Source organism: Pantoea sp. S61, assembly GCF_016625145.1.
GTDB classification, from domain to species: Bacteria; Pseudomonadota; Gammaproteobacteria; order Enterobacterales; family Enterobacteriaceae; genus Pantoea; species Pantoea rwandensis_B.
In genome coordinates this window covers 191,810-216,311 of sequence record NZ_JACVUO010000009.1, presented here as the reverse complement: position 1 = coordinate 216,311, position 24,502 = coordinate 191,810, and the positions used below count along the sequence as shown (strand labels likewise).

The window sequence follows — 24,502 nt, the reverse complement described above, 5'->3', positions numbered from 1 at the left end:
AACTGCCGGATCGTTCAACCGATCATTTTTGTCTTAACTGATCGGCATTACGCCGATCGGCGTGCTCATTTTGAGCCCACCAGCGAAAGGTTGTCCACCTGCTGCGGTATGGCATGCGGCGCAATCGCCCGCTTTGGCCAGATACTCGCCTTGCTTAACCGAGGCATCGGTCGCGGCCGATGCGGCGTGGCTGATCAGCGCGCCGCTGAGAGCGAAAAAGAGTGTGGAAAATTTCACTATAACGCTCCTTCTCAGGCCTGAACCAGCGGACCAGGGTTAGCAAGATAGCGGTTGCGAATCGCATCCGCCGCGAATAATGCGGTGGCACAGACAATCCCGGTGGGGTTGTACGCCAGGTTTTGCGGGAAGCAGCATGCACCCGTCACAAACACGTTCGGTACATCCCAGCTTTGCAGGAACTTGTTCACCACGCTGGTACGCGGATCGTCGCCCATCACAGCACCACCTGTGGTGTGCGTTGATTGGTAAGGGCGGACATCGTAATGGCTGTTGAGCGTTTTGAAGCCCACTTCATAGTGCTTAGGATTCATCACCTTGACGATCTCCTCGGCTTTATCTTTGATGAAGTTGGTCATCTTCAGCTCGTTCTGCTGCCAGTCGAACGTCATACGCAGCAATGGTTGGCCGTAGATATCACGGTACGTGGGATCAAGGTCTAGATAGCACTGCTTATACGGCATCACTGAACCGGACGAGCCGACGTTCATGTTGTGCAGATAATTATCTTTGATGGCCTGTTTCCAGCCGGAACCCCAGCGCGGCGCATCTTTAGGGATGCCCATCTGCTGGATGGGACGTCCGCCGGAGAAGGCTGCCGAAATGGTGGCACCGCCAACAAAGCCGACTTTGCTGTGATCGAAGTTTTCTGCATTGAAATCATCGATAACGGTAGAGGTTGCACCGGTTGCCGCAAACGGATTGAACCAGTTGTCGTTGTCATAAAACAGCTTGATGCCGCCGGTCATCTGGTAGGCATAGTTCCTGCCCACTACGCCGTCACCGGTTTGCGGATCATAGGGCTTACCGATTTTTGACAGCAGCAGTAAGCGCACATTGTGCAGCTGGAAGGCGCTGAGGATCACCAGGTCAGCCGGTTGCTCGACTTCGTTACCTTGCGCATCGATATAGGTTACGCCGGTGGCTTTTTTGCCGCTGCTGTCGGTATTAACGCGAATCACGTGCGCCTGAGTGCGTAACTCAAAGTTACTAAACGGTTTCAGAGCAGGGATAACACAGCTTTGCGGTGAACCTTTGGAATAATTGAAGCAACCGAAGCGTTCGCAGTAACCACAGTAGTTACACACGCCAAGCTGCACGTTGTAAGGGTTTGTCCAGGCTTCGGTACAGTTAGCGGCGGGACATTCGAACGGATGATAGCCGAGTTGTTTCGCTGCTTTGGAGAACAGTTCGCCAGCATACAACGTCTCGAGCGGCTTAGTGGGATAGCCATTTTTACGTGGGGATTCGAACGGGTTACCCCCTTCGACTTTTTCACCGTTGAGATTACCGACCTGACCCGCCGCACCGCAAATTTTCTCAAACTTATCGAAGTAGGGTTCCATCTCGTCATAAGAGAATGGGTAATCCTGCACCGTCATGTCTTTCGGGATGAAATCAGCCCCGTATTTTTCGATGACCGTGCTGCGCATTTTCAAGTCAGCTTCCAGCGGACGCCACAGCTGACCGTTCCAGTGCGTACCGGCACCGCCCACGCCATCACCGGGCAGGAAGGAACCGAAGCGACGATATGGCAGCGCGGTTTCCTGCGTGGTATGGCGAACCGTCACGGTCTCTTTCGAGGCGTTTTGGAACAGTTTTAAGCGAATACCGTAAGTCAGTTCATCGGCAATACGCGGATAGGAGAAGTCGGGGTAGGTATCGCGATTTTCGCCGCGCTCCAGTGCCACTATATTCAAACCAGAACTGGCCAGTTCCATCGCCATGAGCGAACCGGTCCAGCCGAACCCGACGATGACCACATCGACGGGCGCTTTTTTTACTGCCGCCATTACACGCTCCTTTTACTGGAAATGCTGACTGGGCCAAGGGGGTAGGGTTTATTAGGCTGCTGTACGGTATCGACGAAATCCGCACGTGCACCGGGAAAACCAATCATTTTCCACGAGGCCAGCGTTTGGTTGCCGCCGTGAATCGGATCGGCGAGATAACCCTCTTTGGCGTTTTCCAGTAGCTGCTCGAAAAACTGCTTGCCGTGAATAGCATCATTACGCAGTTTGTCGGCTTCAAGCGCATGCAGAACCTCTTCCTGCTGCGCCGTCTCCAGTTGGTAAAAATCTTTTTGGTACTGCTGCTGACAATGCTGGTCAGCTAAGGCGATGCCTAATCGATAGGTATCGCGTGGCACCAGATGGGATTGGTAACCCATTTCCGGAATCGAATCGGCGAACGGGCCTTGCATGTACCACAGGCGACCATAGCCGTAGGGCAATTCCATCTGCTTATCGATAAACACCTGTACACCTTCACTGACGGCGCCAGGACCGTTGGCATCGGCAGGGATCAGGCGATCCAGTGCCGCGAGCAGAAATTTCCACTCTTTATCGTTGAAGTAAGCGGGAACATAGTCGGATAACACACCTTGCGGCTTGTCGGCAGCGGGGGAGGAGAGTGACACCACACCGGTACTGGCTGCGGCGGCGAGGGGAATGAGCGAGAGCGATTTTTGTAAAAATCGTCTCCTGCCCGATGCTTGCTCTTCAGGCTTTTTAAGTGACATTGCTAATCTTCCTTACGAAAAACCCACCCTGGGTTGATTTTGTTATAAGTATGTAATTTTTTGTTATGAGGAGATTAATCAGACGTCACAACAGGTTGCAAGCTAAATGTTAGCAGCCTAATCGTTTAAGCGAAGTTGAAGGTAAAGTTATGTCAATGCCTGAAGCGATTCAGCCACAGTAAGCGCAGGGATTTGGAATTTGTTCGATAACATTAGAAAGAGTGGGACGAAAAAGGTAACAAAATGTGAGATCGTGCAAAGGATCCGTCAGAGAAACGGATCCTGAGAAGGAATTTATGGATGAATCAGCCGCGCCAGATGAGATTGGGGCAGGGGCGCTCGGTCAGCTGTTTGCCGGTCAGCTTTTCAATCAGCATCAGACGCAGGGCAAAGGGCGAGCGTTTAAACAGGCACAGCAGCGATTTCAGCTCAAAAGCCGGTTTGCTCTGCTCAACCTGGAAGCATTTGCCACAGTCGAGGCAGTTTTTCATGGTGGTCATGTTCACCTCCCGAATGAATAACGACGTAACAGTAAGCATAAACCTGCGATAAACAGCAGGAAAAGGAGTAGCAGCAGATAGGGTGCGTTCATCATTGCCTCCTAAATAAGCTATTCGCTTACATTACGAACAAAGATAGCACTGGCTATACTCTTTAGCCAACACTATTTAGGAAAAATTTGTGCTTATTTGTGCCTGGTTTACAATGAGCGCAGCCAGGCCCGCACCGCAGGTAAAGTGCGGCAGATAATAAAGAGGAAGCTGAATGAGTCGTCGTGCAAAGAGCGCCACCAATACGCCCCAGGGGCCGCTTAAAGATATAGAGGAGCATGTCGAAGGATTTCGCCAGGTGCGCGAAGCGCATCGACGTGAACTTATTGATGACTACGTAGAGTTAATCTCTGATTTGATTCGTGAATTTGGTGAAGCCCGTCAGGTCGATATGGCCGCGCGCCTCGGCGTTTCACAACCCACCGTGGCAAAGATGTTGAAGCGTTTAGGCACCACGGGTCTGGTGGAACAGGTTCCCTATCGCGGCGTGTTTCTGACGGCTGAAGGTGAAAAGCTGGCTGAAGCGAGCCGTGTGCGTCACCACATTGTGGAAACCTTCTTGCTGGCTTTAGGTATTAGCCCGGAAACTGCCCGCCGGGATTCTGAAGGTCTGGAACATCACGTCAGTGATGAAACCCTCGCCGTCTTCCAGAAGTTTTACGAGAGCCGCTAACCTACAAGGCCTTCCGCCATCATGCCCATCGTACTGCGTTCCTTAATGCGTGATCGTATTTTGCATTTGTTGTTGCTGTTGGGTGTGATTTTATTGCCGCTGGCGGAGTATCGTTGGCCGCAATTGCCTGCCGCCGTTGACTGGCACACCATCATGACGCTCACCGGGCTATTGATGCTGACCAAAGGACTGGAAAACAGCGGCTATTTCGATGTGCTCGGCGCACGTCTGGTACAGCGCTTTCAACATGAGCGCACGCTGGCGCTGTTTATGGTCTGTGCCGCAGCGCTACTTTCCACCTTTCTCACCAACGATGTGGCGCTGTTTATTCTGGTGCCGCTGACGCTGACGTTGCGCAAATTCTCGCGTCTGCCGATTTCTCGTCTGATTATTTTTGAAGCGCTGGCGGTGAATGCTGGATCGCTGCTGACGCCAGTAGGCAATCCGCAAAATATTCTGTTGTGGAGTCACGGCACACTCAGCGTGCCAGGTTTTATTCTGCAAATGGCACCGCTGGCTGCGGTATTAATGATCAGCCTGATGGCGCTCACCTGGTGGAGTTTTCCAAAACGAACCATTCAGAAGCATGCGCAAAGCGAAGCGCATCAATGGCAAAAACCGTTGTTTATCATCAGCGTGCTGCTCTATCTGGTGTTTATTGTGGCTTTAGAGCTGAAAATGACCGGATGGGCACTGATATTGGTGGCAGGCTGCTTCCTGATCATGGCGCGCAGCGTATTGATCAGTATTGACTGGAGCTTGTTACTGGTATTTGTCGCGATGTTCATCGATGTGTTTTTACTGATGCATCTTCCCCTGCTGCAACCGTATTTCGCCGCGATAGGTCATTTAAGCGAAGGGGGAATGTATTTGCTGGCGATCGGTCTTTCACAGGTCATCAGTAATGTGCCGGCCACCATTCTGTTGCTGCAAAAAGTGCCGCCCACCGAGGTGCTCGCCTGGGCCGTCAACATTGGCGGATTCGGCTTGTTGCCGGGTTCACTGGCTAACCTGATTGCGCTGCGTATGGCGCAGGACAGCAAAGTCTGGTGGCGCTTTCACCTGTTTTCTCTGCCCATGCTGGCGTGGTCGATGCTGTGCGGTTGGTTTCTGTTGCACTGGCTACATTAAGGTAGCCAATTTGTCCTGCAGGTGAAGCTGACGCGCTGGTTATTCAGCGCGTTATCGCACTCAGTGGCAGAAAATGCGTTGATTGTTGGGTTGTGTAAAGTTGTACTGGCATTTGTCAATTTTCGATCTAAGGTTAAGTTGACCGTTTTTGCCCGTGGATCGGGATCACAGCCAGCGATGATAACTTATGAGTGATAACCACAATCAGCCGCCCGCTCGCGAGCAGCAGGATGCACAGCACGCTTCAGACTCCAGTCAAAAAAACAACGAACCGCAACGTAAACGCCCCGGCAAAAAGCCCCTGATCATTCTTGCCATCGTGGTCGTGATCATGCTGCTGGTGGGACTGTGGTTCTGGTTTACCACGCGCAATATTGAAACCACGGATGATGCCTTTACCGAAGGCGATGCGGTGACTATTGCGCCGAAAGCAGCGGGTTATGTGGTGAAGCTGCTGGTGAGAGACAACCAGCGGGTGAAGCAGGGCGATTTGCTGGTGGAGATCGACCCGCGCGATACCAGTGCCCAACGCGATCAGGCCAAAGCCCAACTCGGTCTGGCGAAGGCGCAACTGCATCAGGCACAGGCGCAATTAGCGCTGTCTCGCGTGCAGTATCCTGCGCAGCGCGATCAGGCGTTAGCCGATCAAGCAAAAGCTCAGGCCAATCTTTTGAATGCGCAGGCGGATTATCGTCGTCAGCGCGGCGTAGATCCTCGCGCGACTTCCCAACGTAACATCGATACTGCGGCCGCGCAGTTGCGCTCCGCTGAAGCACAAATGCAAAGTGCTAAAGCGCAGGTCGAAGTGGCTTCACAGGTGCAATTGCAGATTCGTCAGCAGGAAACCAATGTGGAGGCGCGCCAGCAGCAGGTTGAGCAGGCGCAGGCACAGCTCAACACCGCCGAACTGAATCTCTCTTATACCCAAGTGCGCGCCCCCTACGATGGCTTTGTCACCAAGCGTAACGTGCAGGTCGGCACACTGGTACAGGCCGGCACGGCGCTGTTTTCACTGGTGTCGCCGGATATCTGGATCAATGCCAATTTCAAAGAGTCACAGCTGGCTCGGATGAATCCCGGTGACAAAGTGGATATCAGTATCGATGCCTGGCCTGATATGAAGCTGGAAGGGCACGTTGATAGCGTGCAGATGGGCTCCGGCTCGCGCTTCTCCACCTTCCCGGCCGAAAATGCCACCGGTAACTATGTGAAGATTGTGCAGCGCGTGCCGGTGAAAATCGTTATCGATAAAGGGTTGGATCCGAATCATCCGCTGCCGCTGGGCCTGTCGGTTGAGCCGAAGGTCACCGTCGAATGAGTGCGAGCGAAAGCTGGCGTCCGGCCAGCAATCCCTGGCTGGTCGCCATCACGGTGACGCTGGCGGTGTTTATGGAGATCCTCGACACCACCATCGTTAACGTGGCGCTGCCGCACATTGCCGGCTCACTCTCTTCCAGTTACGACGAATCCACCTGGGTGCTGACTTCCTATTTGGTAGCCAACGGCATTGTGTTGCCCATTTCCGCCTTCTTTAGCCGCTTATTTGGGCGTAAACAGTTCTTCCTGATCTGTATTGTCATGTTCACCATCTGCTCGTTCCTGTGCGGTATCGCCACCGAGCTATGGCAAATCATTCTGTTCCGCGTGTTGCAGGGCTTTTTCGGCGGCGGTTTGCAGCCGGTGCAGCAATCGGTGCTCCTCGATTACTTTAAAGCGGAAGATCGTGGCAAAGCTTTTGGTCTCTCGTCGATTGCGATTATCGTTGCGCCAGTGATCGGCCCCACACTCGGCGGCTGGATCACCGATAACTACAGCTGGCGCTGGGTGTTCTTCATTAACATCCCGGTCGGAATTTTAACGGTGCTGGCGATCTATCAGCTGCTGGAAGATCCGCCGTGGGAGCGTAAATGGGCGAAGGGCAAGCTGAAAATCGATTACATCGGCATCAGCTTGATCACCCTTGGACTCGGCTGTTTGCAGGTGTTCCTCGACCGTGGCGAAGATGAAGACTGGTTTGCCTCGCACTTTATTCGCCTGTTTTGCATGCTGGCGGTGATCGGCATTGTCGGCGCCGTCTACTGGTTGCTGTATGCACGTAAACCAGTGGTGGATATCACGGTCATGAAAGATCGTAACTTCTGGGTGGCCGGTTTGCTGATGGCAGGCATGGCGATGATTCTGTATGGCAGTTCGGTGGTACTTCCACAGCTGGCGCAGCAGGATCTGGGCTATACCGCGACCTGGTCGGGGCTGGTACTCTCGCCTGGTGCGATATTGATCGTTCTGACTATTCCGCTGGTGCTGAAGCTGATGCCGATTGTGCAAACACGCTACATCATTGCTTTCGGCTTTACCTGTCTCGCCAGCGCCTTCTTTTATTCCACGACCTTAACGCCGAACGTTGATTTTACCACCCTGGTATTAATGCGCAGTGCGCAATCGATAGGACTGGGTTTTCTGTTTGTGCCGCTGACTACCATTGCTTTTATTACGGTGCCGCAACGGCTCAATGCGGATGCATCGGCATTGTTTACCATGTTCCGTAATGTGGCGGGATCGATCGGGATTTCACTGGCAACGGCAGGGATTACCGAACGTATGCAGACGCGCTCAGCGAATATGGTGCATAACATGACGCCGCTTAACGAGCCGTTCAACCTGACTTTGCAGCATTGGGCGCAGGCGATTCGCGACTTTACCAGCGCCGTCGGTGATCCACTGACGCTGGCGACCGGTCAGCTGTACAAAGAGATGATTGCGCAGGCGCGTATCCTTGCGTATATCGACGTATTTATGGGTCTGAGTATTGTGGCCTTGCTGTTGATTCCATTTTGTTGGTTGCTTTCGCCGATCAAGAGCGAAGGCAGTGCAGGAGCACACTAAAATGATCACCTCTTCGCGCTTGAGTTTGCTGGCGCTCTCTCTGCTTCTGGCGGGTTGCGCTGTGGGTCCTGATTATCAGCCTCCCCATGCACAGACACCGGGCAGCTATCGCGATTTACCGTCGCAGGAAGCCTCAAAGCCGCAATCGGCGGCCACCAACCCGCTATGGTGGAAAAGCTTTAATGACCCACAGCTGGATAGCCTGATCGAACGCGCCATCGCCGGTAACTTAACCTTGCAGCAATCGGTGCTGCGCATTGCCGGTGCACGTGAGCAACTGGCACAGGCGCGCGGAGGGCTTTTTCCGTCACTCAATGGTTCAGCCAAAGTGACCCGTCAGCAGTTGGGTTTAAAAGGCTTACTTAAGTCCAACGGGGTTTACGATCAGGTGGACAGTGACGTTGCCAGCCAGCTGAATGGCCTCGATCACTCTGTCACGCTGTACCAGGGTAGCTTTGACGCCAGCTGGGAGCTGGATCTGTGGGGCAAAGTGCGGCGTCAGATGGAAGCCGCAGATGCGCAGCAGCAGGCCGCCATTGAACAGCGCAATGATGCGCTCGTGTCGCTCGAAGCTGAAGTGGCGCGCGCCTATCTGCAACTGCGCGGCGCGCAAGCGGTGCTCAACACGCTGCAGCAGCAAATCGATGTGGCGCAGCAAACCTGGGAACTGACGCAAAGCCAGCAGCGTAACGGCATGGCACCGCTCACCGATGTGGAAAACGCGCGTGCACAGCTGGCCTCGTTGAATGCGCAATTGCCAGGTTATCAATCGCAGGAGCGGCAGGCCATGAATGGCTTAGCAGTTTTGCTGGGCAAAACGCCGGGCGCACTGGATAACGAGTTGATGAGCAGTAAAGCGTTACCCGCGCTGCCGAAAATGGTGGCGGTGGGGATCCCATCCACGCTGGCGCGACGACGTCCGGATATTCGGCAAGCGGAAGCCAATCTGCATGCGCAGACCGCCAACATCGGCGTGTCGGTGGCGGATCTGTTCCCCAGCCTGTCACTGACGGGTCAACTCGGGGTTCGCAACACCGATGCCAGCTATCTGGATGACTGGAGCAGCCATTTCTACAGCATTGGACCTTCGCTCTCCATTCCGATTTTCCAGGGCGGGCGTTTGGTCTCCAGTGTGAAACTGGCGCGCGCGCAGCAGGCCAATGCGGCGCTGGAATATCGCCAGACGGTGCTGACCGCCTTGCAGGATGTCGAGAATGCCCTGGTCAGCTATCGCGCCGATCAGCAGCAGGTGACAGCTCTGGATGAAACCACTGGCGCATTGCAGAGAGCATTTGATCTCGCCAGTGATAGCTACAAGCAGGGGATTTCCACCTTCCTGGATGTGTTGGACGCACAGCGCCAGTTAGCGCAGGCAGAAGCACAATCGACACAGGCACGCATGCAGAGTGCACTGGATTTAGTCGCGTTGTACAAAGCGCTGGGCGGCGGCTGGGAACCTTATCAGAACGTTAATTTGCCTGAATATTCCGTGTTTGGCCCTGCCACCACGGTGCCTTAATCATAAAAGGGGGCAGTCTGCGGGCTGCCCCAGCATCAGGCATTACACTCCACCCATTTTGGAATGAAAATTTTCATTTTGGATTAAATGCAAATTCCCCTCTGATCACTCTTTACCGATTTACACGCAGTAAAGCCGCTTTTTGTGATCTGCTCCGCATGTAAATGCGGTGTTTATGATCTGTCGCGCAAAATTTAAATTTCATAATTATTCCTGTTGGTTGAAATAAACTATTTTTAAATCTTCTCTCACTGTTAAGGAGTGGATTATGCCGCGGGAAAACTACCTTACCCCCAACAAAGCATCAGGGCCGAACAGCAGCACGCGCACTGAACCCTTTGTGAAGGTGATAGCAATGATTGCCACCTTAGGGGGGTTGCTGTTCGGCTATGACACCGGTGTGATTTCTGGCGCACTGTTATTTATGGGTAACGATCTCCATCTGACACCCTTTACCACGGGGTTGGTCACCAGCAGCCTGCTGTTTGGCGCGGCTTTTGGTGCCCTGGCGTCAGGCCACTTTGCCGCCGCGGCCGGGCGGAGAAAAATCATTCTGGTGCTGGCGGTGATTTTCGCCATTGGCGCAATCGGCACCGCGTTAGCACCTGACGTTGAATGGATGATTTTCTTCCGCCTGGTATTGGGTGTGGCGGTGGGGGGAGCGTCAGCGACGGTTCCGGTGTACATCGCGGAGATGGCGCCCGCCAACAAACGTGGCCAGTTAGTGACCATGCAAGAACTGATGATCGTCTCCGGGCAGATGTTGGCTTACATCTCCAACGCTGGATTTAACGCGGTGTGGGGCGGTGATGCTACCTGGCGCTGGATGCTGGCGGTCGCGACGGTGCCTGCCGTGCTGCTGTGGTTTGGCATGCTGTTTATGCCCGACTCACCGCGTTGGTATGCGATGAAAGGGCGGTTGGCGGAAGCGCGTCAGGTGCTGGAGCGCACGCGAGCTAAACAAGATGTTGAGTGGGAACTCACGGAAATAGAAGAGACCTTAGCTGAAGAGCAACATGAAACGCGCCCACGCCTGCGTGAACTTCGCCAACCCTGGCTGTTTAAATTATTTTTGATTGGCGTGGGGATTGCGGTCATACAGCAGTTAACCGGGGTGAATACCATCATGTATTACGCTCCGACCATGTTAAAAGCCGTGGGCATGAGCGATAACGCAGCCTTAATTGCCACCATCGCCAATGGCGTTATTTCGGTATTAATGACTTTCGTTGGTATCTGGCTGCTGGGGCGCATTGGGCGCCGTACCATGACGATGTTAGGGCAGTTTGGCTGTACCGCCTGTCTGGTGTTTATTGGTGCCGTCAGTTATTTCATGCCGGAGACGGTAAATGGTCAACCTGATGTACTGCGCAGTTATATGGTGCTGCTGGGAATGCTGATGTTTTTGAGTTTCCAGCAAGGAGCACTCTCACCCGTGACCTGGTTGCTATTGTCTGAAATTTTCCCTACACGTCTGCGTGGGATATTTATGGGCGGCGCCGTGTTTGCTATGTGGATCGCTAATTTCCTTATCTCGCTGATGTTCCCGATCCTGTTGGCATCGGTGGGTTTATCGGGAGCGTTCTTTATTTTTGCGCTAGTCGGAATAGGGGGAGCCATTTTTGTGGTTCGCTATGTACCAGAAACACGAAATCGTTCGCTGGAACAGATCGAGCATTATTTGCACGACTGGCTGTCAAATGAAGAACCGCAACCGCAGTTGACGCACGCTGTGAAGAAAAGCTCGTAACCTGAGGTGACGTTTTATGAGGGTAAAAGCCGGTGCATGCACTGGCTTTTTATCGTAAAGGGGGATAAAAATGCGATTGTGCTCTCAACTGTAAAAATATAATAATCACCTGTGAAAATAGATTTTCGTCCATAACATTAATCTTCATTAATCTGCTAACACACTTCAGCCAGACAAGGCATTAGCCGCTAAATGCTTGTTTATCAGCCGGGAATAACCTCTGAAATCGGTACCAGTTCCAGTCGGTGGTACTAAAATGTTGTTGTTAATTCACCGTTAATTAAAGCTTCTCGCTGGGGGGACCGCTCAAATTGTGAATACGTTAATCAGTTAGGAATTATCCGTCCGCATAAATTAATTTATTTTTTTATTTGAATTGGGTAATCTTGCCACTACAGTTTATTTAAACCCCCTTAAGCAAGGACCTTGTGATGAGTGACGCATTTAAAGTTCTGAACAACATTCGCACATTACGTGCGCAGGCTCGTGAACTGCCATTGACCGATCTGGAAGAGATTCTGGAGAAATTAACCGTGGTGGTGACTGAGCGCCGCGACGAAGTTCATGCAGAAGAAGCGCAGAATCGCGAGAAAGAAGAAAAGCTGTCTAAATACCGCGAAATGCTGCTGGCTGACGGTATTGACCCGAACGAATTGCTGGGTGCGCTGGAAACCGGTAAAAAACGCGCGAAGCGTGCACCGCGTCCGGCTAAATATTCTTACACCGATGAGAACGGTGAAGAGAAATCATGGACCGGCCAGGGCCGTACCCCAGCAGCGATTAAGAAAGCGCTGGACTCTGGTAAAAGCCTGGACAGCTTCCTGATCAAATAATCTGCACAATCCTTGTAAGCGGGAGCCGAAGACCACGTTGTCTTCGGCTTTTTTATTTCTCTATTTGCAACAACGCGTTCAACGCCTTCGCTCGCTGCCCGCAGGCGCAGAGGTGGCGTCCCGGTGCTGCTTTCTGGCATAATGCCCGCTGTTTTTTCCTCCACTGCGTAACAAAGGTCAATGCCGTGTTAGTTTCCAGCAATATTACTATGCAGTTCGGCAGTAAGCCGCTGTTTGAGAATATCTCCGTTAAGTTTGGCGGCGGTAATCGTTACGGTTTAATCGGTGCGAACGGCAGCGGTAAATCGACCTTCATGAAAATACTGGGCGGCGACCTGGTACCGACCAACGGTAATGTTTCACTCGACCCTAACGAGCGTATCGGTAAGTTACGCCAGGACCAATTTGCTTTTGAGCAATTTAGCGTGCTGGATACGGTGATTATGGGTCACGCCGAATTATGGGCGGTGAAGGAAGAGCGCGACCGTATTTATGCTTTGCCAGAAATGAGCGAAGAGGAAGGCTATAAAGTTGCCGACCTGGAAGTCGAATACGGTGAAATGGATGGTTACAGCGCGGAATCTCGTGCCGGTGAATTATTACTGGGCGTGGGTATTCCGGTGGAACAGCATTACGGTCCGATGAGCGAAATCGCACCAGGTTGGAAACTGCGTGTGCTGTTGGCGCAGGCATTATTCTCAAACCCGGATATTTTGCTGCTCGACGAACCGACGAACAACCTGGATATTGATACCATTCGTTGGCTGGAGCAGGTGCTTAACGAACGTAACAGTACCATGATTATCATTTCGCATGACCGTCACTTCCTGAATATGGTGTGTACGCACATGGCGGATCTGGATTACGGCGAGCTGCGCGTGTATCCAGGAAATTATGACGAATATATGACCGCGGCGACGCAAGCGCGTGAACGTTTAATTTCTGATAACGCGAAGAAGAAAGCGCAAATTGCTGACCTGCAATCGTTCGTTAGCCGTTTTAGTGCCAACGCCTCTAAATCGCGTCAGGCTACTTCGCGTGCCAAGCAGATTGATAAAATTAAACTGGATGAAGTGAAAGCGTCCAGCCGTCAGAACCCTTATATCCGTTTTGACCAGGATAAGAAGCTGTTCCGTAATGCGCTGGAAGTTGAGGCACTGACGAAAGGATTCGATAACGGTCCGCTGTTCAGCAAGCTTAATCTGATGGTTGAAGTTGGTGAGAAAGTGGCTATTTTGGGCGCCAACGGTATCGGTAAAACCACGTTGCTGAAAACATTGGTCGGCGAGCTAACGCCTGACAACGGCACCGTGAAATGGTCCGAGAATGCGCTCATTGGTTATTACGCGCAGGATCATGCCGAAGATTTCGCCGATGACCTGAGCGTGTTCGACTGGATGAGCCAGTGGAAGCAGGAAGGTGATGACGAGCAAGCGGTGCGCAGTATTCTGGGCCGTCTGCTGTTTGGTCATGATGAAATCAAGAAGCCTGCTAAAGTGCTGTCCGGTGGTGAGAAAGGCCGCATGCTGTTTGGCAAGCTGATGATGCAGAAGCCTAACATCTTGATCATGGATGAACCGACCAACCACCTCGATATGGAATCGATTGAATCGCTTAACCTGGCACTTGAAGGTTACGAAGGCACTCTGATTTTCGTTTCACATGACCGTGAGTTTGTCAGTTCACTGGCAACCCGCGTGATGGAGATGAAGGGCGATCGCATTATCGACTTCACCGGCAACTACGAAGATTATCTGCGCAGTCAGGGTATTGTTTAATTATAAATGATTGAATGACAGTAATTACGGCGCGGAGAATCGCGCCGTTATTATTTTCGGGAAATCATGGTTTCCCGCATACCTCGCAATGCCTGTCCTGCATCACCTTCATGCTACGGAATTCTGCACTCATCGCGTCATAGATCAACAAGCGTGAACGGGCAGGTTGCCCTAGCGCGGTCAGCACTTTTATGGCCTCTAAAGCTTGCATCGCACCAATGACACCGACCAACGGCGCCAGCACGCCGGCTTCCACGCAGCTTAATGTCTGATCGCCAAACAAGCGGCTAATACAGCGATAACACGGCTCGTCCTGCTGCCAGGTAAACACGCTGAGTTGACCTTCCATACGAATGGCCGCACCGGAAATCAGCGGCACCTTGTGCTGGAAACACAGACGATTGATCTGTTCACGCGCACTGACGTTATCAGTACAGTCCAGCACCGCATCATGGCGCGCGATCAGGGCGCTGAGTTGGGCATCATCCAGCTGTGCATCAATCGCTTCAAGCTGGCAATAAGGATTCATCGCCGACAGTTGCTGACGCGCAGACTCCACCTTGGGCTGACCGAGGGTGGCATCACTGTGCAGAATCTGGCGCTGCAGGTTACTGAGGCTAACGGTGTCGAAATCCAGCAAGGTAAGATGGCCCACGCCAGCCGAAGCAAGATAGGGTGCAGCAGCACAGCCGAGTCCGCCGAGTCCGACGAGCAAAACGCGCGAGGCTTTAAGCTTCTCCTGCCCGTCAAAATCAAAATCCCGCAGTATAATCTGACGGTTGTAACGCAGCATCTCCTCATGGCTCAGTTCGACGCTCATTAGCCCTCCAGCAGGCTATTGAAAACTTCAACCTCAACCCATTCGCCGGGCTCCACATCCGCACGATCGCGGTCTAGCACAATAAAACAGTCGGCCAGGGCGAAAGAGCTAAACACGTGTGAACCCTGGGCGCCGGTGCTGCGGACTTCCAGTACGCCGTCTTCACCACGACTGAGAATGCCGCGCTGAAAATCGAGGCGGCCAGGCGATTTTTTCAAACGCTGGATAGCGCGAGCGCGTTGGCGCAGCGGCATAATGCGCGTGGTCTGGCCGGTGAGGGTCGCCAGAAGCGGTTGCACCAGCTGATAGAAGGTCACGGCAGCTGATACGGGATTGCCAGGCAGGCCGCAGAACCAACTGTTCGCTAAACGGCCAAAAGCGAACGGTTTGCCCGGCTTCATCGCCAGTTTCCAGAAGGTAATCACGCCTAACTCTTCCAGCATCGCTTTGGTGAAATCCGCCTCGCCGACGGACACACCGCCGGTACTGATCACCACATCTGCCTGACGATCGGCCTCGCTGAACGCCTGGCGCAGCGCCTCGGGATCGTCCGCAATCACGCCCAAATCGATCACTTCGCAGCCCAGTTTGTTGAGCATCAACGATACGGTAAAGCGGTTTGTGTCGTAGATTTGCCCGTCAGCCAAAGGCTGGCCCACCGCCTGCAATTCATCGCCGGTGGAGAAAATCGCCACGCGCAGTTTGCGCAGCACGCTCACTTCGGCAATCCCCAGTGAAGCCAGCAACGGCAACTCGGCGGCACCGAGGCGAACCCCCGCCTCCAGCACCTGTTTGCCAGCCTGAATGTCTTCACCAATACGGCGGATATTTTGCCCGAGTGTCACGGCGGCGGTGAGGGCGATGCCACCCGCACGCTGTTCGGTTTGCTCCTGCATCACCACCGCATCGCAGCCTGCCGGAATCGGCGCACCGGTCATAATACGAATCACGCTGCCAGCGGGCCATTCGCCGTTGAACGGTGCACCGGCAAAAGCTTTGCCCGCCACGGGAAACACATGTTCTGGCGAGATATCGCTGAGACGTAGGGCATAACCGTCCATTGCGGAATTATCGAACGGTGGCACATCCAGCGGAGAAGTGACCGGTTTTGCCGTGATGCGTCCTGCTGCTTCAAACAGCGAGACGCTGAGGCTATCGCTGATGGGGGTAAGCTGTTGCAGCATTTTTTGCTGCGCGTCTTCGAGGGAGATTAATCCTGCGGTGAAAGGTTCCATGTCTGTCTCTGCGTGATGAATTTCAGATGCTGCCTATTATGGTGGCATTTGCCTGCCGAGTCACATGCGACTAAAAAAGCATAATCCACATTAAAAGGTTATGACCGGAGATACACTTTCTGCTTTACAAGCCGGGAGTGCCTTTCTATAGTCGAAAATTGCCAAAAAAAGATGAAAACCATTCTAAATCAGTGTTTTTGGCTCTGATTTCCTGACAGGGTACCGGTTATGGCTAAAGCAGTTATCGCAATTCACGGCGGTGCGGGCGCAATCACGCGTGCCGCCATGAGCGCCGAAAAAGAGCAGCACTATCGTCAGCAACTGAACGCAATCGTTACCGCAGGCCAGCAGATTTTGGCTGCAGGCGGCAGTGCGCTGGATGCGGTGACCGAGGCGGTGCGGTTGCTGGAGGAGTGCCCACTGTTCAACGCAGGCAAAGGCGCGGTGTTTACCCATCAGGGCACCCACGAACTCGATGCCAGCATTATGGATGGTCGTACCCTCGATGTCGGTGCGGTGGCGGGCGTGAATCACATTCGTAACCCGATTCTGGCGGCGCGTAAAGTAATGGAAAACAGCCCTCACGTGCTGTTTATCGGTGCGGGGGCAGAAGCCTTTGCCGCTGAACAGGGGCTGGAACAGGTTGCACCGGATTTCTTCTCCACGCCTGAACGCTGGGAGCAATTACAGCGTGCGCTCAGCAGCCAGCAGATGGTGCTCGACCATGATGGCGCCGCGCAAAGTCACAGCGACGATCCGCTCGACCCCGATCGCAAATTCGGCACCGTGGGTGCCGTGGCGCTCGATCTTCAGGGTAATCTGGCCGCTGCGACCTCAACCGGCGGCATGACCAACAAGCAGGTCGGGCGCGTGGGTGATTCCCCGCTCGTCGGTGCGGGCTGCTACGCTAATAATGAAACGGCGGCGGTCTCTTGTACCGGCACCGGTGAAGTGTTTATTCGTACTCTGGCAGCGTATGACGTTTCTGCACAGATGGAGTACGGTGGCCGTAGCCTGCAGCAAGCCACCGCCAACGTGATTCATGACAAAGTGCAGGAGCTGGAAGGCAGCGGCGGGCTGATTGCCGTCGACAGCCACGGCAATGTGGCGCTGCCCTTCAACAGCGAAGGGATGTATCGGGGATTCGCCTATGTCGGTGGCGAAGTCGAGGTAGCGATTTACCGCGATAGCTAAGGAGCAGGCATGACGCAGCAGCATCAGCAGTTTGCACCCGAGCAGGTTTTGGCGGTGCGTGACCTCAACGTACGATTTGAGCATGAAGGGCGAATCACCGAAGCGGTTCGTCACCTGTCGCTGGATTTGCATCGTGGGGAAACGCTGGCACTGGTTGGCGAATCCGGTTCGGGCAAATCGGTCACGTCGCTGGCGCTGATGCGCTTGATTCAGCAGGCGGGCGGCGATGTTAGTGGCGATATCCGCCTGCGTCGACGTAACGGCGAGGTGCTGGATGTGATGCACGCCACCGCCAGCCAGATGCGCAAAGTGCGCGGTGCCGATATGGCGATGATTTTCCAGGAGCCGATGACCTCACTCAACCCGGTTTTCACCGTGGGTGAGCAGATCGCCGAATCCATCCGTTTACATCAGGGCAAAAGCCACCAGCAAGCGCAGGCCGAAGCACGGCGTATGCTGGATCTGGTGCGCATACCTGAAGCCCATAATGTGTTATCGCGTTTTCCGCATCAACTCTCTGGCGGCATGCGTCAACGCGTGATGATTGCCATGGCGCTGTCGTGCAAACCGGCGCTGCTGATTGCCGATGAACCCACCACCGCGCTGGACGTGACCATCCAGGCGCAAATTCTGCAGCTGATTCGCGTGCTGCAAAAAGAGATGCAGATGGGGGTGATTTTTATCACTCACGACATGGGCGTGGTGGCGGAGATGGCCGACCGCGTGCAGGTGATGTATCGCGGCGATGTGGTTGAGCGTGCGCCGGTGCAGCAGCTGTTTGATGCGCCGCAACAGCCTTACACCCGCGCCTTGCTGGCGGCAGTACCGAAGTTGGGGGCGATGAGCGGCCAGCCGCTGCCGGCCAAATTCCCGTTGCTGCACACCAATGGTCGTGAAGAAGTGGCGACACCACAGGATACGGTGCGTAGCGATGAACCGCCGATTTTGCAGGTGCGCGACCTGGTGACGCGCTTTGATATTCGTGGTGGTTTACTGAATCGCGTTAAGCGCCGTGTGCATGCGGTGGAGAAGGTCAGCTTTGATCTGCACGCTGGCGAGACGCTGGCGCTGGTCGGTGAATCCGGCTGCGGAAAATCCACTACCGGTCGTTCGCTGCTGCGCTTAGTTGCCAGCCAGGGCGGCACGATTACTTTCAATGGTCAGCGCATTGATGCGCTGCAGGGCAACGCGCTGGCTTCGCTGCGGCGCGATATTCAGTTCATTTTTCAGGATCCTTACGCCTCGCTCGATCCGCGCCTGACGGTGGGTTTCTCGATTATGGAACCGCTGCTGGTGCATAAAACCATGGATCGGCAACAGGCGGAGAAGCGCGTAGCCTGGCTGCTGGAGCGCGTTGGCTTGCTGCCGGAGCATGCGCAGCGCTATCCACACGAGTTTTCAGGCGGTCAGCGTCAGCGTATCTGCATCGCCCGTGCGCTGGCGCTGAATCCTAAAGTGGTGATTGCCGATGAGTCAGTCTCGGCGCTGGACGTCTCAATTCAGGCGCAAATCATTAACCTGATGCTCGACTTGCAGCGCGAGTTTGGTATCGCCTTCTTATTTATTTCTCACGATATGGCGGTGGTAGAACGCATCAGCCATCGCGTGGCCGTCATGTATCTCGGACAGATTGTGGAAATGGGGCCGCGCCAGGCGGTGTTTGAGCAGCCGCGCCATCCCTATACCAAAAAACTGATGGCCGCGGTGCCGGTCGCCGATCCGGCGCACCGTCATCGTGAGCGGGCATTAATGGTGGATGAGATCCCCAGCCCGATTCGCCCCTTGGGTGATGAGCCAGAAGTGGCACCGTTACTGGAAGTGGCACCGGGGCATTTTGTTGCCCGCCACGCCATTAGCGGCGCCTGAGCAGCAAGCAACCGCGTCATCCACGGATGCCGCGCATGACAGGGATTACAGGAGAACGATAACAATGCACCACATTATGCGAAAAGGGGTTATCACTGCCGGGTTGTTGAGTTCAGCGTTGGCAATGCCAGCGTGGGCAGCGAAGGACGCGGTAATTGCTGTGGCGTCAACCTTTACCACGATGGACCCGTACGACGCCAATGACACATTGTCGCAGTCGGTGGCCAAGGCGTTCTATCAGGGACTGTTCGGCTTTGATAAGGACATGAAGCTGCAAAACGTGCTGGCGGAAAGCTATCAGGCGAGCAGTGATGGCTTAACTTACACCATCAAACTGCGCTCGGGCGTGAAGTTTCAGGACGGCACCGATTTCAATGCTGAAGCGGTGAAGGCCAACATCGACCGTGCCAGCAATCCGGATAATCATCTCAAGCGTTATAACCTGTTTAAGTATGTCGCCAGCACCGAGGCGGTGGATCCGACCACGGTGAAAATTACGCTGAAGCAGCCGTTCTCGGCCTTCATCAACAATCTGGCACACCCAGCGGCTGTGATGATTTCGCCCACCGCCCTGAAGAAATACGGTAAGGACATTGGCTTCCATCCGGTGGGGACCGGTCCGTATGAGTTCGTCACCTGGAATCAGACCGACTTCGTCAAAGTGAAGAAGTGGGATGGCTACTGGAAGAAAGGCTATCCAAAGCTGGACAGCATCACTTTCCGCCCGGTGGTAGACAACAATACCCGTGCGGCGATGTTGCAGACCGGCGAAGCGACCTTTGCATTCCCGGTACCGTTTGAGCAGGCTAAATTGCTGCAGGGCAACAGCAAACTCGACGTCGTCACCACGCCATCGATTATGCAGCGTTACATCAGCCTCAACGTGACGCAGAAGCCGTTTGATAACCCGAAAGTGCGTGAAGCGCTGGAATACGCCATTAACCGTGAGGCGCTGGTCAAAGTGGCGTTTGCGGGTTATGCCACACCGGCTACCGGCATCGTGCCGCCGGCGATTGATTTTGCGCAGACCTATCCGGCAATCAAATATGATCCGGCCAAAGCGCGTGAACTGTTGAAGGAAGCCGGTTTCCCGAACGGTTTCGAGACCACACTGTGGTCCTCTCACAACCACAGCACGGCGCAGAAAGTGTTGCAGTTCACTCAGCAGCAGCTGGCGCAGGTCGGCGTGAAGGTTAAAGTCACCGCGATGGATGCTGGCCAACGTGCCGCAGAAGTCGAGAGTAAAGGGCAGAAAGAGAGCGGTGTCCGCATGTTCTACACGGGCTGGTCGGCTTCGACCGGTGAGGCAGATTGGGCACTGACGCCGCTTTTTGCCACCACTTCCTGGCCGCCAGCTATCTTTAACACGGCGTTCTACAGCAATCCGCAGGTGGATAAAGATCTGAGTGATGCATTGAAAACCACCGATCGTGAGCAGAAAGCCAAACTGTACAAAGACGCTCAGGATCGTATCTGGAACGACCATCCGTGGATTCCGCTGGTGGTTGAGCAGTTGCTCTCCGCGAACAATAAAAACCTCACCGGTTTTTATGTCATGCCCGATACCTCATTCAATTTTGATGAGGCGGATCTGAAGTAACTGGCAAGGCCAGCCTTGCGAGGCTGGCCGTTGCTGCGCAGGATTTTGCATGCTCAACTATTTTCTCAAACGACTACTGGGGTTAATCCCCACGCTGCTGATTGTTGCGGTGCTGGTGTTCTTATTTGTCCACCTGCTGCCGGGCGATCCGGCGCGCCTGATCGCGGGTCCGGAAGCGGATGCCTCAGTGGTGGCACTGGTGCGCCAGGAGCTGGGCCTCGACCAACCGCTGATCCAGCAGTTCTGGCACTTTATTCTCAATGCCTTGCAGGGGGATTTCGGCCAGTCGATGGTATCGAAACGTTCGGTCTCGGAAGAGATTGCTGCACGCTTCTTCCCAACGCTATGGCTGACGCTGACCAGCATGGTATGGGCGGTGATTTTCGGTATGACCATCGGCATTACATCGGCCGTCTGGCGCAACCGCTGGCCCGATCGCATCGGTATGACGCTGGCTGTGTCTGGTATCTCTTTTCCCGCTTTCGCCTTAGGCATGCTGCTGATGCAGGTGTTCTCTGTTGAGCTGGGTTGGCTGCCAACCGTCGGTGCCGACAGCTGGAAACACTACATTCTGCCTTCGATAACCCTGGGTGCAGCCGTGGCGGCGGTGATGGCACGCTTTACCCGCGCCTCGTTTGTCGAGGTGATGCAGGAAGATTACATGCGTACCGCGCGCGCCAAAGGGGTACGTGAGTCGCTGGTGGTGGTCAAACACGGTCTGCGCAATGCGATGATCCCGGTGGTGACTATGATGGGCCTGCAGTTTGGTTTCCTGCTGGGTGGCTCGATTGTGGTGGAGGTGGTGTTCAACTGGCCCGGTTTAGGCCGCTTGTTGGTGGATTCTGTTGAGATGCGCGATTACCCGGTCATTCAAGCCGAGGTGCTGCTGTTCTCGCTGGAGTTCATTTTGATCAATTTGATTGTCGATATGCTGTATGCGGCGATCAACCCGGCCATCCGTTACAGGTAAGGAGTCGCACTTGAAAAACTGGCGACGCGCAGCGGCATTGAAAACCATGCCGATGATGACGGAAACCCGGGTACGTACGCCGTGGCGTGAATTCTGGCGCCGCTTTCGTCATCAACATGTGGCGATGGTGGCGGGCTTATTTGTGCTGCTGTTGATTGTGGTGGCGTTTATCGCTCCGTTTATTGCCCCGTTTGATGCAGAAAACTATTTTGACTATGACCGGCTGAATGATGGGCCATCGATGATGCACTGGTTTGGTGTGGATTCGCTGGGGCGTGACATATTTAGCCGCGTACTGGTTGGTACGCGTATTTCACTGATTGCCGGTTTTTTTTCGGTGGCGATCGGTGCGCTGATAGGTACGTTGCTGGGCTTGCTGGCCGGTTATTACGAGGGCTGGTGGGATCGCATTACCATGCGTATCTGTGACGTGCTGTTTGCTTTCCCTGGCATTCTGCTGGCGATTGCGGTGGTGGCGATCATGGGCAGCGGCATGAGCAATGTGATTGTGGCGGTGGCGATTTTCAGTATTCCAGCCTTTGCTCGTCTGGTGCGTGGCAATACGCTGGTGCTGAAACACCAAACTTTTATTGAATCAGCCCGCAGCATCGGCGCATCAGACTGGACGATTATTATGCGTCACATTCTGCCCGGTACCGTGTCGTCAATTGTGGTCTATTTCACCATGCGTATCGGCACGTCGATCATCACGGCGGCGAGTTTGTCGTTCCTCGGACTGGGCGCACAGCCGCCCACGCCGGAGTGGGGCGCGATGCTTAATGAAGCGCGGGCCGATATGGTGATTGCGCCGCATGTGGCGATCTTCCCCAGTCTGGCGATTTTCCTGACGGTGTTGGCGTTTAATCTGTTGGGGGATGGACTGCGAGATGCGTTGGATCCGAAGTTAAAGACCTGATCCCGTTTCCACGCCTTAGGGTGCAGTGTTCGTCAGCTGAGGTCATTTTCGCAAAGGCTGTCACGGTGAAAAGTGGCAGCTTTTTTCGTTTGGCTGAGAATGCAGAGGTGCGGGCCAGCGCACCTCTGCTGCTGGCTCCTGGCCCAACGTAAAAGCCTCAGCGCTGCGGATAGCCCTTGCAGCAGCAGAGGCGCTCTCGCCTCTACTATGGTGCCCTTTTTAACAATGAGCACTGCGTTATCATCCATTGCTAAACAGACGAGCTGGTCGCCGCTTTTGGCGCCCCTGGTTTTCAGTTACCTCAGAAGGTTTCCCAGTTGTCGTTGCTGTGTGCACCGGCAGCGGGCAAAGCGCGTGGTGTGGCTGCGACAGGGGCTTTCACGGTTTTTGTTATCGGTGCAATCACAGCCCGTGTCCCGGTTTTAAAGCGCGCCACCGCCGAGGACAAGCTGCTGGCTTGCTGCTCCAGCGAAGCCGAGGCGTTAGCCGATTCCTGCACCAGCGTGGCATTCTGTTGCGTCACGCGATCCATCTCGTTCACCGCCACACCAATCTGGTCGATACCGCGACTCTGCTCGTCTGAAGCTGATGCAATTTCGCCCATGATGTCAGTCACGCGCGTGACCGCACTGACGATCTCCTGCATGGTATCGCCGGCGCTGCTTACCTGCTGTGAGCCTAAATTGACGCGCTGCACGGAGCCCTCAATCAGCAGCTTAATCTCTTTCGCTGCCTGCGCACTGCGCTGTGCCAGATTACGTACTTCACCCGCGACCACCGCAAAGCCACGTCCCTGTTCACCTGCGCGCGCTGCCTCAACGGCAGCATTCAGCGCCAGAATATTGGTCTGGAAAGCAATGCCGTCGATCACGCTGGTAATGTCGGCGATTTTTTTCGAGCTGTCGGCGATGTCGCGCATGGTTTTTACGACGCCATCGACCACGTTGCCGCCTCGGTCAGCCGTTTCCGACGCGGTTTTCGCTAGCTGCGTCGCCTGACGTGCGTTATCGGCATTCTGTTTAACGGTGGCGGTCAGCTCTTCCATGCTGGCGGCGGTCTCTTCCAGCGAGGCGGCCTGTTGCTCAGTGCGGGAGGAGAGATCGTTGTTACCGTTGGCGATCGCGCTGGCACTGCCGAAAATGGCATCGGCACTGTCGCGCACATTGTTAATCGTGCCCAACAGTGCTTGCTGCATATGGTTGAGGCTCGCGGCAATGGCGGCCATTTCACTGTGTCCTTCAATCGTCAAACTGGCGGAAAGATCGCCCTCGGCGAAGCGCTCCATCTGCTGCTGCACTTGCTTCATCGGCGCTAACAGGATGCGGCGAACCAGCAGCCATACCACCAGCAACAACAGCACCACAATCACTGCCATCACGGCGACCATCACCAGCATATGCTGATAAGTGCTATCGTTATCCGCAGTGCGCGCATTGATCAACTGCACGTTGTCGCCACGCCATTGTTTGTAGGCCGCTTCCAAATCATCCTGCGCCTGCTGTGCATCCAACTCACCATAGGCGGCGTAGTTGTTGGCTTTCAGGAATGCGGCGGATTGGTTTAAAAGCTGATAATAAGCCGTGAACTTGCTCTCAATGAGCTTGGCGGACTCTGCACTTTGCCCCGCAATCCGTGGGACACTTTTGTAGCGGTCAAAGTGCTGCTTAGCTTCATCAAGCGATGCGCCCGCGGAAACCAGCAGCTTGTCAATGGCAGCGCGTGAAGCATCATCAGTCTGATTTTTCAGGATACGAATCGCGACGCGGTTGATAATGACGCGCGTTTTCACCAGCGTTTGCCAACTGTCGGAGAACTCACGCTGTTGATGCGATAGTTGGCTACTGGCAGTGAAGTTATGCTGGCCAGCGATCAGGGAAGATAAAAACAGCGAGCCGGAGATGGCCTGCATAGCGGTGAATACCAACAGCATCAATATGATGGCAGTCACAATTTTCATTTTCGTTAACATGATTTTCCCTGAGCAAAGTAGGCTAGTAGAGAAGTTATCGGTGTAAAAGCATATTG

19 protein-coding genes and 1 pseudogene are annotated in these 24,502 nt (G+C 54.3%); 13 read left to right on the top strand and 7 right to left on the bottom strand.

The genetic code is table 11. The features are described from left to right. Positions 1-45 precede the first annotated feature (45 nt). From IAE30_RS17960 to IAE30_RS17945, 4 genes and pseudogenes are all read right to left on the bottom strand, one after another. A pseudogene (locus IAE30_RS17960) lies at positions 46-198 on the bottom strand (cytochrome c); the annotation flags it as partial. Between the two features lie 53 nt (positions 199-251). Further along, complete coding sequence (locus IAE30_RS17955; RefSeq protein ID WP_045814031.1) at positions 252-2,030, bottom strand: GMC family oxidoreductase; 1,779 nt, start codon at positions 2,028-2,030, stop codon at positions 252-254. Beyond that, a complete protein-coding gene (locus tag IAE30_RS17950; protein ID WP_200680517.1) occupies positions 2,030-2,758 on the bottom strand; it encodes a gluconate 2-dehydrogenase subunit 3 family protein in 729 nt (242 codons plus the stop codon). The genes IAE30_RS17955 and IAE30_RS17950 overlap by 1 nt, the downstream gene beginning before the upstream one ends. Before the next feature lie 305 nt (positions 2,759-3,063). Next, positions 3,064-3,258 (bottom strand): hypothetical protein, encoded by a 195-nt coding sequence (locus IAE30_RS17945; RefSeq protein ID WP_045814029.1) that lies wholly within the window; start codon positions 3,256-3,258, stop codon positions 3,064-3,066. Between the two features lie 265 nt (positions 3,259-3,523). On the opposite strand from IAE30_RS17945, the gene mntR reads away from it, so the two are divergent. From mntR to IAE30_RS17905, 8 genes are all read left to right on the top strand, one after another. Beyond that, positions 3,524-3,982 carry a manganese-binding transcriptional regulator MntR gene (gene mntR, locus IAE30_RS17940; RefSeq protein WP_045814028.1) on the top strand — a complete coding sequence of 153 codons (459 nt, stop codon included), beginning with the start codon at positions 3,524-3,526 and terminating at the stop codon, positions 3,980-3,982. 21 nt (positions 3,983-4,003) lie between these two features. Next, positions 4,004-5,113, top strand: a complete 1,110-nt coding sequence (locus IAE30_RS17935; protein WP_200680516.1) for an SLC13 family permease — start codon at positions 4,004-4,006, stop codon at positions 5,111-5,113. 187 nt (positions 5,114-5,300) lie between these two features. Further along, positions 5,301-6,431: an HlyD family secretion protein gene (locus IAE30_RS17930; RefSeq protein ID WP_200680515.1), complete on the top strand. Its 1,131-nt coding sequence runs from the start codon at positions 5,301-5,303 to the stop codon at positions 6,429-6,431. After that, on the top strand, positions 6,428-7,996 hold the full coding sequence (locus IAE30_RS17925; RefSeq protein ID WP_038647927.1) for a DHA2 family efflux MFS transporter permease subunit: 1,569 nt from the start codon (positions 6,428-6,430) through the stop codon (positions 7,994-7,996). The genes IAE30_RS17930 and IAE30_RS17925 overlap by 4 nt, the downstream gene beginning before the upstream one ends. Before the next feature lies 1 nt (position 7,997). Next, on the top strand, positions 7,998-9,515 hold the full coding sequence (locus tag IAE30_RS17920; protein WP_038647925.1) for an efflux transporter outer membrane subunit: 1,518 nt from the start codon (positions 7,998-8,000) through the stop codon (positions 9,513-9,515). 268 nt (positions 9,516-9,783) lie between these two features. Continuing rightward, a complete protein-coding gene (locus tag IAE30_RS17915; protein WP_038647923.1) occupies positions 9,784-11,265 on the top strand; it encodes a sugar porter family MFS transporter in 1,482 nt (493 codons plus the stop codon). 431 nt (positions 11,266-11,696) lie between these two features. Further along, entirely contained in the window at positions 11,697-12,098 is a 402-nt protein-coding gene (locus IAE30_RS17910; RefSeq protein ID WP_034820857.1) for an H-NS family nucleoid-associated regulatory protein, read from the top strand. A gap of 185 nt (positions 12,099-12,283) precedes the next feature. Continuing rightward, on the top strand, positions 12,284-13,876 hold the full coding sequence (locus IAE30_RS17905) for an ABC-F family ATPase (protein WP_045814023.1): 1,593 nt from the start codon (positions 12,284-12,286) through the stop codon (positions 13,874-13,876). A gap of 64 nt (positions 13,877-13,940) precedes the next feature. Here the strand turns inward: IAE30_RS17905 and moeB are convergent, their stop codons facing one another. Both moeB and moeA read right to left on the bottom strand, forming a co-directional pair. Further along, on the bottom strand, positions 13,941-14,696 hold the full coding sequence (gene moeB, locus IAE30_RS17900; RefSeq protein WP_038647919.1) for a molybdopterin-synthase adenylyltransferase MoeB: 756 nt from the start codon (positions 14,694-14,696) through the stop codon (positions 13,941-13,943). Next, on the bottom strand, positions 14,696-15,931 hold the full coding sequence (gene moeA / locus IAE30_RS17895) for a molybdopterin molybdotransferase MoeA (protein WP_200537176.1): 1,236 nt from the start codon (positions 15,929-15,931) through the stop codon (positions 14,696-14,698). The genes moeB and moeA overlap by 1 nt, the downstream gene beginning before the upstream one ends. Before the next feature lie 228 nt (positions 15,932-16,159). On the opposite strand from moeA, the gene IAE30_RS17890 reads away from it, so the two are divergent. From IAE30_RS17890 to gsiD, 5 genes are all read left to right on the top strand, one after another. After that, complete coding sequence (locus IAE30_RS17890; RefSeq protein ID WP_200537177.1) at positions 16,160-17,125, top strand: isoaspartyl peptidase/L-asparaginase family protein; 966 nt, start codon at positions 16,160-16,162, stop codon at positions 17,123-17,125. Positions 17,126-17,134: 9 nt separating this feature from the next. Next, positions 17,135-18,991 carry a glutathione ABC transporter ATP-binding protein GsiA gene (gsiA, locus tag IAE30_RS17885; RefSeq protein WP_200680514.1) on the top strand — a complete coding sequence of 619 codons (1,857 nt, stop codon included), beginning with the start codon at positions 17,135-17,137 and terminating at the stop codon, positions 18,989-18,991. Positions 18,992-19,055: 64 nt separating this feature from the next. Beyond that, positions 19,056-20,591: a glutathione ABC transporter substrate-binding protein GsiB gene (gene gsiB / locus IAE30_RS17880; RefSeq protein WP_200680513.1), complete on the top strand. Its 1,536-nt coding sequence runs from the start codon at positions 19,056-19,058 to the stop codon at positions 20,589-20,591. A gap of 49 nt (positions 20,592-20,640) precedes the next feature. Continuing rightward, complete coding sequence (gene gsiC, locus IAE30_RS17875; RefSeq protein ID WP_200680511.1) at positions 20,641-21,561, top strand: glutathione ABC transporter permease GsiC; 921 nt, start codon at positions 20,641-20,643, stop codon at positions 21,559-21,561. A 10-nt stretch (positions 21,562-21,571) separates the two neighbouring features. Further along, entirely contained in the window at positions 21,572-22,477 is a 906-nt protein-coding gene (gene gsiD, locus IAE30_RS17870) for a glutathione ABC transporter permease GsiD (protein ID WP_038647910.1), read from the top strand. 301 nt (positions 22,478-22,778) lie between these two features. On the opposite strand, the gene IAE30_RS17865 is transcribed toward gsiD, so the two are convergent. Beyond that, entirely contained in the window at positions 22,779-24,446 is a 1,668-nt protein-coding gene (locus IAE30_RS17865) for a methyl-accepting chemotaxis protein (RefSeq protein ID WP_200680509.1), read from the bottom strand. Positions 24,447-24,502 lie beyond the last annotated feature (56 nt).